The 12468-nt window shown below is 43.5% G+C and carries 9 protein-coding genes; all 9 read left to right on the top strand.

The annotated features are described in order from the left end of the window. Positions 1 to 2: 2 nt before the first annotated feature. Positions 3 to 1109 (top strand): N-acetyl-alpha-D-glucosaminyl L-malate synthase BshA, encoded by a 1107-nt coding sequence (bshA, locus tag K9H14_03675; GenBank protein MCG9479291.1) that lies wholly within the window; start codon positions 3 to 5, stop codon positions 1107 to 1109. 15 nt (positions 1110 to 1124) lie between these two features. Then, positions 1125 to 2198, top strand: a complete 1074-nt coding sequence (locus K9H14_03670) for an aldose 1-epimerase family protein (protein MCG9479290.1) — start codon at positions 1125 to 1127, stop codon at positions 2196 to 2198. An 85-nt stretch (positions 2199 to 2283) separates the two neighbouring features. Further along, positions 2284 to 3786: a trypsin-like peptidase domain-containing protein gene (locus K9H14_03665; GenBank protein MCG9479289.1), complete on the top strand. Its 1503-nt coding sequence runs from the start codon at positions 2284 to 2286 to the stop codon at positions 3784 to 3786. A gap of 360 nt (positions 3787 to 4146) precedes the next feature. Continuing rightward, a complete protein-coding gene (gene ilvD / locus K9H14_03660; GenBank protein MCG9479288.1) occupies positions 4147 to 5805 on the top strand; it encodes a dihydroxy-acid dehydratase in 1659 nt (552 codons plus the stop codon). 101 nt (positions 5806 to 5906) lie between these two features. Beyond that, a complete protein-coding gene (ilvB, locus tag K9H14_03655; GenBank protein MCG9479287.1) occupies positions 5907 to 7604 on the top strand; it encodes a biosynthetic-type acetolactate synthase large subunit in 1698 nt (565 codons plus the stop codon). Between the two features lie 13 nt (positions 7605 to 7617). After that, positions 7618 to 8103, top strand: a complete 486-nt coding sequence (ilvN, locus tag K9H14_03650; protein MCG9479286.1) for an acetolactate synthase small subunit — start codon at positions 7618 to 7620, stop codon at positions 8101 to 8103. A 33-nt stretch (positions 8104 to 8136) separates the two neighbouring features. Further along, entirely contained in the window at positions 8137 to 9297 is a 1161-nt protein-coding gene (locus tag K9H14_03645) for an alanine--glyoxylate aminotransferase family protein (protein MCG9479285.1), read from the top strand. A gap of 20 nt (positions 9298 to 9317) precedes the next feature. Next, entirely contained in the window at positions 9318 to 10907 is a 1590-nt protein-coding gene (gene serA / locus K9H14_03640; protein MCG9479284.1) for a phosphoglycerate dehydrogenase, read from the top strand. An 18-nt stretch (positions 10908 to 10925) separates the two neighbouring features. Then, the gene (locus K9H14_03635) at positions 10926 to 12437 is read left to right on the top strand and encodes a 2-isopropylmalate synthase (protein ID MCG9479283.1); all 1512 of its coding nucleotides are present in this window, start codon (positions 10926 to 10928) and stop codon (positions 12435 to 12437) included. Positions 12438 to 12468: the final 31 nt, after the last annotated feature.

The raw sequence follows: 12468 nt of genomic DNA, 5'->3' as shown, positions 1-12468 counted from the left end.
GCATGAAAATAGGAATTACATGTTATCCTACCTATGGCGGCAGCGGGGCAGTAGCTACTGAGCTGGGAATTGAGCTGGCTAAAAGGGGTCATATAGTTCATTTTATAAGTTATGGGCTGCCCTTCAGGCTGAACAGTTACTATGAAAATATATTTTTTCATGAAGTGGAAATCCTGGAGTATCCGCTGTTCAAGTATCCTCCCTACAGCCTTTCCCTGAGTGCCAAGATGGCGGAAGTAATTGATTCTGAACATCTGGATATACTCCATGTGCATTATGCTATTCCTCATGCGGCTTCAGCTTACCTGGCCAAGCAGATATCCAATAGGAGATTAAAATTTATTACTACCCTTCACGGTACGGACATAACTATTGTAGGCAATCATGCCTCTTTTTATGGAATAACCAAATTCAGCATAGAGCAGAGTGACGGAATAAGCTGTGTTTCCAATTATTTGAGGGAGGCTACTGACAGCATATTTAAAGTAAGTAAGCCTATGAAGGTAATCTATAATTTTGTGGATACTTCTCTGTATAAGAGAGGAAAAGCGGCAAAAATGGATTTTATAGGCCAAAATGACCGGGTGCTGATGCATGTTTCCAACTTCAGGCCGGTAAAAAGGGTGGACAATGTAATTCGTATATTCAGCCAGGTAAGAAAAAAGGTGCCTGGTAAATTGATAATGGTGGGAGATGGTCCGGAAGCGGGAAACTGCAGGCAACTGGTTAAGCAGCTGGGATTAAAAGACAGTGTATATTTTATGGGCAGGCAGGATAATATAGTGTCTTTGCTGAGTATGGCTGATTTATTTCTACAGCCTTCCTTAAGTGAGAGCTTTGGTCTGGCCAGCCTGGAGGCTTTAAGCTGCGGGGTCCCGGTAATAGGGACATCGATTGGAGGGCTTAAAGAGGTGGTGGAAGGTTATGGCTGCGGGCTGGTTTTTAATCCTGAAGACATTAAGGGGATGTCTGAAGCGGCCATAAATATATTATCTGAGCAAAAGCTTAAGGATAAGATGGCCCTGGCAGCCAGAAAAAGGGCTATGGATTTTGATTGTAATAAAATTGTTCCTGAATATATTGATTATTATCATAGGATATTGGAATAAATACGGAGGTGTTTTATGGAGCTCTTTGGTGAAGAGTTAACCAAAAGTGAAGTTACCCGGAGGATAGGCGACATCACTCAGCTGGGCGGAATTAAGTGTTACCAATTTTCTGAAGGTCAGCAAAAGGGGGTAAGAGGCATAGATATTAAGACGGTTAGCGGTATTGATATGACTGTGCTGGCTGACCGGGGACTGGATATATCCTCGCTTTCTTACCGGTCCATTCCGGTAAGCTGGCGTTCAGTGGTAAGAGAAACCTCCCCTGCATTTTATGAGAGCAGGGATCTGGAATGGTTAAGGACTTTCTTCGGGGGTCTGGTTACCACCTGCGGTTTAACCTATATGGGTTCTCCCTGTGTGGACCAGGGTCAAAAATTAGGTCAGCATGGGCGTATATCAAACCTTCCAGCCTATAGTGTCTGCGCTGACGGTGAATGGGTAGGAGATAATTACCGGATGACTGTACAGGGGAAGGTAAGAGAGGCTAGCGTTTTTGGAGACAAGCTTGAACTGAGCAGAAAAATAACTGTATGGATGGATTCTCCTAAGATTACTCTGGAAGACAGCGTGGAAAATATTGGCAGCGATACTTCACCCCTGATGGTACTTTACCATATCAATATTGGTTATCCCATAATTGATGAAGTCACAGAACTTCTGGAAGGAAAAGCAAAGGTATGGCCCAGGGATGAACAGGCAAAGCAGGGTACTGACAGCTATAACCGGTTTAGTAAACCAGTAGATGGTTACAAAGAGCAGGTTTTTTTCCATGACATAAATGCTGACCGCCAGGGCTACAGTAATATAGCTCTGGTGAACCCACAGTTTAACAGCGGCAGGGGACTGGGTATCGCGGTTAAGTTTAATAAAGACAGCCTGCCCCATCTGGTGCAGTGGAAAATGATGGGTAATGGCGAATACGTATGCGGTCTGGAACCTGCAAATAGTTTTGTGAGGGGAAGGGCAATTGAAAGGCAGGAGGGAACCTTGAAATTCATACAACCAGGCCAGAGGGTAAATTACCATTTGGAGTTTGAAGTGCTGGATTCCCCGGAAAGTATCAACACTTTTAAAAAAGTATTGATATAAATATTAATAATATTTATAATAATTTATTGACATCAAAGGGTAAAAATATATAATTAAATTATGGGAATCTAAATAGGAGAAAAAAATGGCTAAAAAAATATTAAGGGGTTTCGTTTTCGTTTTTGTCCTGATGCTGGCACTGGGTTTGTCTTCGGCACTATATGCACAGGATGCTACAGATTATGAGTTTACTGCTAAAGACAAGTTGATACTGACCCAGCCCAGTATCTGTTATGTAACCACCATGTATTACGGGTACGTTTATGATCCCAATTTTGAGGATTGGTCTGTGGAGTATATGTACGGTCCGCTGGGAGGTACCGGTTTTGGGGTTAATCCTGATACCGGCCATATTGTTACTGCTGCCCATGTTATCCAGGATGATTATGTAAATATCAAATGGTCGATATTGGATGCCTATATTTTTGACACCTATCCTGATGATTATTATGATCTGACCGATGCTGACTGGAACTGGATTTATGACAATTACAAGGTGGAAGGCCAGAATACCCCAGAACCTGACCATGAAGTGTGGGTGCAGTTTAATACTGCTACTGCCGGGTTGCCGGATAATCCTGATACCACCTATATAAGGGCAGAAATAATTGATTACAGCCCCTGGGACCAGAGAGATATAGCCATTTTAAAGATACAGCCGGTTACCGGCAGGGCTTTATCCAGTGTTATTATTGGTGATTCCTCCATGGTAGAAATACAGGATCCTCTCACCATAATTGGTTATCCCTGGAATGCAGACATAAGCTGGGAATCCGTAATGACTCCTACGGTTACTTCTGGTATGATTAGCGCCAGGAAAATGCTGGAGGGTACCGAGGTGCTTCAGGTAGACGGTACGGCTGCCCCTGGAAACAGCGGGGGACCAGTATTGAATGAAAATGGTGAGGTAATTGGCATACTTACCATGGGAAGCTCTGAGAATATTAATTATTTAAGGCCGTCCAATGATGTAAAAGATTTGCTCAGCCGTAATGGTGTAGAGAATAAGCTGGGAATGGTTGATGATAATTTTGACAAGGGCCTGGCCATGTACAGGCAGTCTCATTATTCTGAGGCCATGAAATATTTTGATGCGGTTCTTAATTCCAGCCAGGGTCATTTGCAGGCTCAGGAGTATAAGGCTAACAGTCAGGCAGCAATAGATCGCGGTGAAGATGTTCCCCTGGCAGAAGAAACGGAGCCGTTGGCTGCTACTGAAGAAGAAGCTGAAGCGGTAGCAGAAGGGGAAAGTCCGGTAGCCGAAGAGTTGGCCCAGGAAGAAGAAGGCGCTGAGGCTGAAGCTGGCCCGGTAGGGGAAGAAGCAGCTGAGGGTGAAGATACAGGCTCGGTTGCTCTGGGAGTAACCCTTATAGTACTGGCTATAGTTATTCCTTTGCTGATAATAATTGCAGTTATTATTATTGTAGTGGTAGTTTTAAGAAAGAGGAAAACTCCTCCGGCAGCAGCTCAACCTGAGCCAGAAGTTAAAAAAGAGACCAAACCGGCAGCAAGATTCTGTCCTTCATGCGGAAAAGAAGTAGGCCAAGATCAGAAATTCTGTGATAATTGTGGCCAGAAAATAGAATAAAGTACTGGTTGAAATTAAAGGGCTGGTGAAAACCAGCCCTTTTTTATTTAATTTTTATTGTTATAATAATACAATTATGATAGTATAATTGGCTAATTATATTTCCTTTTATGAATTATGGATAATAAGGCAATAGCAGGAAAATTGAACAGCTGTTTTGCTACTATTTGGTGTGATAGCAGCGTGTTTTGTGTTGCCATTATTTCTTTAGTCTTTCTATTACTAGTCGGTATTCTATCCTAAACCTTTAGGGTTGCCGGTAGTTACTTTGCTATTCAATCCTATTTTTTTCGGAGGTTTACCTATTTGTATTATTTCATTTAGATATATTAAAAAATACATAAAATTTGAGGAGGAAAATTGAGAAGTGATGATATGAAAAAGGGCATAGAGAGAATGTCCCACCGTTCATTGTTAAAAGCCACCGGGCTAACCGATGAAGAATTATCACGGCCAATTATAGGGGTAGTTAATTCAGTGAATGAACTGGTACCCGGCCATATTAACCTGGACAAGATTGCGGAAGCAGTGAAGGCAGGAATAAGGACGGCAGGGGCTACACCCCTCGAATTCAGTACTATCGGGGTTTGTGATGGAATTGCCATGAATCATAGCGGCATGAAGTATTCCCTGGCTACCAGGGAAATTATAGCGGATAGTGTAGAGGCTACTGCTATGGCCCACCCTTTTGACGGCCTGGTGCTTATACCCAATTGTGATAAAATTGTTCCCGGCATGCTAATGGCTGCCTTAAGGCTGAATATTCCTTCGGTACTGATTAGCGGAGGCCCCATGCTGGCAGGAAGTCTTGGATCTAAGTCCATAGATCTTTCCAATTGTTTTGAAGCAGTAGGAAAATATAAGAAGGGTCAATACAGCGATCAGGATTTGTATGAGCTGGAGGAAGAAGCCTGTCCTACCTGCGGAAGCTGTTCGGGGATGTTTACTGCCAATTCCATGAATTGTCTTTCAGAAGCTATTGGTCTTGCTTTACCCGGTAATGGAACCATCCCTGCGGTCCTGGCCAAGAGGATAAGACTGGCCAAGCAGGCAGGTTTTAAGGTGGTGGAGATGGTGGAAAAAGATATCAAGCCCAGGGATATAGTTAATATTGAAACAGTTAAAAATGCCCTGACTGTAGATATGGCACTGGGTTGCTCTACTAATACTGTACTTCATCTTCCGGCTATAGCTCATGAAGCCAAGGTTGATTTTTCTCTGGAGCTGGTAAATCAGATAAGCAAGGGCACTCCTAATCTGTGCAGGCTCAGTCCTGCTGGCCAGTACCATATAGAAGACCTGTATGCTGCCGGAGGAATACAGGCAGTGATGAATGAGCTGTATAAAAACGGTCTTTTAAACGGTGAGATGTTAACGGTAACTGGTAAAAAGGTTAAAGATAATGTTGAAAATTCTGATATTAAAAACACAGATGTAATAAGGCCTGTTTCCAGTCCTTATTCAAAAGATGGGGGGATAGCAATACTCTGGGGCAACCTGGCACCAGAGGGATGTGTGGTGAAAAAATCTGCAGTGGATCCGGACATGATGAAACACAAAGGAAAGGCCAGGACTTTTAATAGTGAAGAAGAGGCTATGGAGGCTATATGGGCCAATAAGGTAGTGAGTGGTGATGTAGTGGTAATAAGATACGAAGGTCCCAAAGGTGGTCCTGGAATGAGGGAGATGCTTTCTCCTACTTCTGCTATTGCAGGTATAGGTCTGGATAAAGAAGTGGCATTAATTACCGATGGCAGGTTTTCCGGCGCTACCAAAGGAGCATCAATTGGCCATATTTCCCCGGAAGCACAGGCCGGGGGTCCCATTTGTATCGTTGAAGATGGCGATATTATTGAAATAGATATACAGGCAAACAGCATAAACCTGTTAGTGGATGAACAAACCATAAATCAGAGGCTGGATAAGTGGAGCGCTCCGCAACCCAAAATTACTGAGGGTTATCTGGCCAGATATTCGAAAATGGTGACTTCAGCCCATAGGGGTGCTGTATTGGAATAATTAGTAAATGATAATTTAATTAATTGAAATTGTAACAAAAAATGATATAATCATTTAAACTGTTATAAAGTTGTTACTAACTCAATTATTTAGGAGTTGATATGAGTAAAATAACTGGAGCACAGATGATAATAAATTGTCTCAAGCAAGAGGGTGTAGAGGTAATATTCGGCTACCCCGGCGGCAAGGTAATACCGTTATACGATGCTCTCTATGATTCAGACATAAAGCATATACTGGCCAGGCACGAGCAGGGTGCGGCACATGCTGCCGATGGTTATGCCCGGGTTACCGGCAAAACCGGGGTATGTGTATCCACTTCGGGGCCAGGAGCTACCAACCTGGTTACCGGTATTGCCAATGCCTATATGGATTCGATACCCATGGTAGCTATAACCGGCCAGGTTTCTACTTCGGAGATAGGAACTGATGCTTTTCAGGAAGCTGATATTACCGGTATAACTGCACCCATAACCAAACATAATTACCTGGTTAAGGATGTTAAGATGCTGCCATCCATAATCAAGGAGGCTTTCTATATTGCTTCCACCGGACGGCAGGGCCCGGTATTGATAGATATACCGGTTGACATATCCCAGGCAATGGTAGATGAAAATATTACAGCAGAGATAGACCTGCCCGGTTACAAGCCTACTTACAAGGGAAACCAGAAACAGATCAAACAGGCGGCTAAAAAGATATTTGAAAGCAAGAAACCGGTTATCTTTTCCGGGGGAGGAGTGATCTCTTCCGGGGCCAGCCAGATCCTTACTGAGTTTGCCGGCAAGGCTAAAATCCCGGTAATAACTTCATTGCTGGGTATAGGTTCTTTTCCCGAGCATAACCCGCTTTCTTTGAATATGGCCGGTATGCATGGCACCAAGTATGCCAATATAGCTTTTACTGAAACTGACCTCATAATTGCTGTAGGGGCCAGGTTTGATGACCGGGTTACCGGCAAGGTGGCTGGATTTGCTCCCCATGCGGATATAATACACATAGATATTGATCCGGCGGAGATAGGCAAAATAGTAAACACCATCATACCTATTGTTGGTAATGCTAAAGATGTGCTGGCGGATTTAAGCCAGAGATTTTTTGAACTGGATAATAAAAAAAGTATGGACAGGAAGAAGCTCTGGATTGACTTTTTAATGGATCTTAAGCAGAAATACCCTCTGATGTATGATAAGGATTCACCAAATTTAAAGCCTGCCTATATTGTAGAAAAGATTTATGAGGTTACCAAGGGCGAAGCCATTATCTGTACTGAAGTGGGGCAAAATCAGATGTGGGCGGCCCAGTTTTACAATTATACCAAACCCAGAACCTTTGTTTCATCCGGCGGTCTGGGGACAATGGGGTTTGGTTTGCCATCAGCCATAGGGGCTAAAACAGGTCGGCCGGATAAAACAGTAATAGATATTGCCGGTGACGGGAGCCTGCAGATGGTTTCACAAGAACTGGCAACTGCGGTTAGTAATAATATTCCCATAAAGATAATGCTTCTAAATAATGGATATCTGGGAATGGTGAGACAGTGGCAGGAATTGTTTTTCAATAAACGGTATTCACATACCTGTATACGGGAGTGTGTTGATTTTGTTAAATTGATTGAGGCCTATGGTGGGGTAGGGATAAGAGTTACCGACAAGAACCAGGTGGAGAAAGCTATCAAGGAAGCGGTAAATCTGGATAAAGTGGTTCTGGTTGATTTCTGGATTGAAGCTGAAGAAAATGTTTATCCCATGGTAGCCCCGGGAGCTCCCATAAATGAAATGCTAGAATGGAAATATTAAGCAGGTGGTATATATGAATCATATAATTTCAGTATTAGTAGAAAACAAGGCTGGAGTCTTGGCCAAAATTTCAGGGCTTTTCAGCAGAAGGGGGTTCAATATTGACAGCCTGGCGGTTGGCCCCACCGAAGATGACCGGGTATCCAGAGTAACTATTACCGTGCATGCGGATAAGCAGGGTATAGAGCAGGTGATAAAGCAGCTGTATAAATTGATTAATGTACTAAAGATACAGGAGCTGGATCCTAATAATATTGTAGAGAGGGAGCTGGTATTAATTAAGGTGGCTACTGATGCCAGGAATCGTGCCGAGATACTGGAAATAGTAAATATTTTCAGGGCAAATATCGTGGATGTAGCCAAGAAATCTTTACTTATAGAGATAACCGGTACTTCCAGTAAAGTTAATGCTCTCAAGGAGCTGCTGGAGCCTTATGGAATTCTGGAGTTGACCCGCACGGGCAAAATTGCCTGCAGCAGGGGAAGCAGGAAGATTTAATCTCTATCAATAAATAATAACCGAGGAGGTAAAATGATTAAAAAATATATAATGACTCCAGGACCTACACCCATATCTGAAGATGTTCTGCTGGAGCATGCCAGACCGCTCATGCATCACCGGTCTCCTGAGTTTTCTGAAATATTTACCCAGGTAACTGATAAACTGAAGAAACTTTTAAAGACCGAAAACGATGTTTTTTTTCTTACCTCTTCAGGTACCGGGGCTATGGAAGCTGCAGTAGCCAATGCATTTTCCGCCGGTGATAAGGTACTGGTTGCCAGTGTTGGTAACTTCGGGGAGAGATTTAAAAAATTAAGCAAGATGTATGGCCTGGATTTAGTATCTATTGATTATGAATGGGGAGAGGCCATAGATCCGGAAGATGTACGAAAAGCCCTGGAAAATGATAAGGGTATAAAAGGGGTTATGTTTCAGTTTAGCGAGACCTCTACCGGAGTATTAAATGACGCAGAAGCTATTGCCAAAATAGTAAAAGAATATGACGCCATAAGCATAGTGGATGCCATAAGTGGTTTGGGGGCATCTGACCTGGAGGCAGATAAATGGGGCCTGGATATGGTTATAGGGGGTTCCCAGAAGGCGCTGAGTGCTCCCACCGGCGGCGCTTTTATCAGTGTCAGCCAGAAAGCCTGGGAGTTGATAGAAAAATCAACCACTCCCCGTTTTTATTTTAATCTGCTTAATGCCAGGGAAGCAGCCAGAAGGACTCCTCCACAGACTCCCTGGACCCCGGGAATTTCTATCATAGTGGCCATGAACAAAGCCCTGGATATGTTGCTGGAAGAGGGCCTGGAAAAGGTTTTTGTGAGGCATCATGTACTGGCTATGGCTACCCGGACTGCAGTAGAAGAGCTGGGACTGGAGCTGTTTGTAAGCAAACCGGAAAACCGGGGGGACTCAGTAACTGCGGTTATGGTTCCAGAAGATGTTGATGGAAAAAAGTTGACTACTGTAATGAGGACCAAGTATGGAGTAACCATTGCTGGTGGTCAGGGAAAGATGAAAGGCAAGATATTCAGAATCGGCCACCTGGGTTGGTTCGGTATGTTTGACACCCTTACTGCTATTTCAGCTCTGGAGTTGGCACTGGCCGAGCTTGGGTATGATTTGGAGATAGGTTCCGGTGTGGCTGCCGCCCAGAAAGTATTCTATGAAAATAATTATTTTTAGAAACAGGAAAGAGAATAGCTATGAAAAAAAAGGTATTAATAACAGATGGAATTTCCCCCAAACCTAAACAGGATTTGGAAAAGCACTTTACGGTAGATGATAAAAAAGGCATAAGTCCTGATGAACTTAAAAAGGTAATCGGTGATTATAATGCTATCATAATCAGAAGCGCCACCAAACTACCTGCCGATGTTATAGAGAAAGCAGATAGTATGGAGATAATCGGCAGGGCAGGAATCGGTGTGGATAATGTAGACCTGGATGCAGCTACCAAAAAAGGAATTGTGGTAGTAAATGCTCCTACCAGTAATGCGGTTACTGTTGCCGAGCATACTATAGGTCTTCTGCTGGCAGTGGCCAGGAAAATACCTTTAGCCGATATCTCACTTAAAAGCGGCAAATGGGAAAAGTCTAAATTCAAGGGTATGGAAATAGAAGGCAAAGCCCTGGGTATTGTAGGCTTTGGGCAGATCGGAGGGTTGGTAGCCAAGAAGGCTATGGGCCTGGGCATGGAAGTAATTGCCTTTGATCCGTTTGTATCTGAAGACAGATTCAAGCAGCTGGGCATAAAGAAAGCAGATACCCTGGAAGATATTTATAAGGTGGCTGATTTTATAACCATACATCTTCCCAAGAACAAGGATACCCTGGGTATGTTTGGGGCAGAGGAATTCAATAAGATGAAAAAAGGCACTATTATTTTAAATGTAGCCCGGGGAGGCATAGTAGTGGAAGCGGATTTAGCCCAAGCCATAAAGGATGAACAGATAGCGGCTGCTGCAGTGGATGTTTACGAGAAAGAGCCCTGCACCGATTCACCATTATTTGAACTGGACCGGGTGGTATGCACTCCGCACCTGGGAGCTTCCACCAAAGAGGCACAGGACAGAGCAGGAAGCATCATTGCAGATCAGGTTATATCGGTATTAAACGGAGGCAACCCTGCCTTCCCGGTCAATGCTCCTTCGGTGGCTAAAGAGGTTATGGAGGCTTTATCTCCTTATTTTGAACTATGTGATGATATGGGGATTCTATTCAGCAGCCTTTTTGAAGGAAACCTGGAGTCTATAAAAATTATATTCAGCGGCAAGGTTGCTGATTATGACACCAGCCTTCTCAAGTCCAGGATAATGGTACAGATATTAAACAAGTATTCTGTCCGGGAGGTTAATATGGTTAATGCCGGCCTTATTGCAAAAGAAAATGGATTAAAGGTGGAGGAGGTAAAGACCAGTCAGTCCAGTGATTTTATAAACCTTATAACCCTGGAGGGTGAAGGAAAGAACGGCAAGCTGTCAATTTCCGGCACCATAACCGGCAAGAAGAATAAGCCAAGGTTTATTAGGGTGGATGAGTTTGAGCTGGATATGGTTCCCTCAGACTATATGGCTTTTATAAGGTACAAGGATGTTCCGGGACAGATTGGAAAAATTGGTTCTGCATTTGGTCAGCTGGGAGTAAATATTGCGGCTATGCATGTAGGCAGGAAGAAAAAAAGCGGAAATGCAGTGATGGGGCTCAACCTGGACGCAGAGGTCAGTCCAGAAATGCTGGAACGGTTTAAGAAGATATCTGGTTTTGAAAACATAAGAATTGTAAATCTTACTTAGGGCTCAGGCAGGTATTATATGGCAAGAAAAATATATATATTCGATACAACTTTAAGAGATGGAGAACAGGCTCCAGGCATACATTTAAATGTTAAGGAAAAGCTGGAGATAGCCCAGCAGCTGGAAAAATTGAATGTGGATATAATAGAGGCCGGTTTTCCCATATCCTCGGTGGGGGATTTTGAGGCGGTGCAGGAAGTATCCAAAAAGGTTAAGGAAAAGGCCGTAGCCGCCCTGGCCAGGGCGATTATTAAAGATATAGATGCTGCCGGTCAGGCTCTTAAGCCTGCAAAGCAGCCGGTTATACATACCTTTGTCTCTTCTTCGGATATCCATCTGAAATACCAGTTTAAAAAAACCAGGGAACAGGCTCTGGAGATGGCTGCAGAAGCAGTTAAAAGGTCCAGAAAATATACCGATATAGTTGAATTTTCGGCCATGGATGCTACCAGGAGTGACTGGGACTTTCTTTGCAGGCTGTATGAGGCTGCTATTGCCAGCGGGGCTACAATAATAAATGTACCGGATACGGTTGGATACGCTCTGCCTGATGAATTCTCTAGATTGATTGAGCATCTCAAACAAAATGTTAAGGGGATAGAAGATGTAATAATCAGTGTTCACTGTCATGATGATCTGGGATTGGCGGTGGCCAACTCGATAATGGCCATTGAAAAGGGGGCCGGGCAGGTGGAATGTGCAGTTAATGGTATAGGTGAAAGGGCTGGAAATGCATCCCTGGAAGAGATGGCCATGATTATAGATACCAGAAAAAAAGATCTGGATGTCTATACCGATATAAATACTTCCGAGATTATGCGTACCAGCAGTCTGGTCCGTTACCTTACCGGTTATGTGGTGGCTCCCAATAAGGCAATTGTGGGCAAGAATGCATTTATGCATGAGGCTGGAATCCATCAGGATGGTATGCTTAAGGAAAGAACCACTTACGAGATTATAAAACCGGAGGATATTGGAGTTAAGTCCTCCAAGCTGGTACTGGGCAAACATTCAGGCAGGCATGCCTTTGTAAACAAGCTCAATGAGCTGGGCTTAAAACTCAGCGAAGAAGACATAGAGAGGGCTTTCAGCAGGTTCAAAAGCCTGGCAGACAGGAAGGGCCAGATCAATGATAAGGACCTTAAAGCTATAGTTGAAGATGAGACCAGGGAAGTTTCGGAGTATTTTAAACTTAATTACTATCAGGTTATAAGCGGAACCAGTGTAAGGGCTACTGCCACTATAGGCATAACCATAGAAGATAAGCTTCAGCAGTCCGCAGCCTGGGGCGACGGCCCTATTGATGCCTCATTTAAAGCTATTGATGACATCGTAGGTCTTAATACCCAGCTGGTTGATTATAATATTGAAGCAGTTTCAGAAGGCAAGGATGCCATTGGTTCAGTAAAGATTATAGTAAGTTCTGAAGGTACAGAAGTAATGGGCAGCGGCATAAGTACGGATATAATTGAGGCCAGTATTAAAGCTTATGTTGATGCTATGAACAGAATAAAAGAAAGCATTGAATAAAGGAGGATAAGTTGCCACAGGAGAAACCGCA

It is taken from the genome of Actinomycetes bacterium (genome assembly GCA_022396035.1).
Taxonomy (GTDB): domain Bacteria; phylum Actinomycetota; class Humimicrobiia; order Humimicrobiales; family Humimicrobiaceae; genus Halolacustris.
Note: the sequence above shows the minus strand (reverse complement) of the source record. Positions and strands in the feature narration are given on the sequence as shown.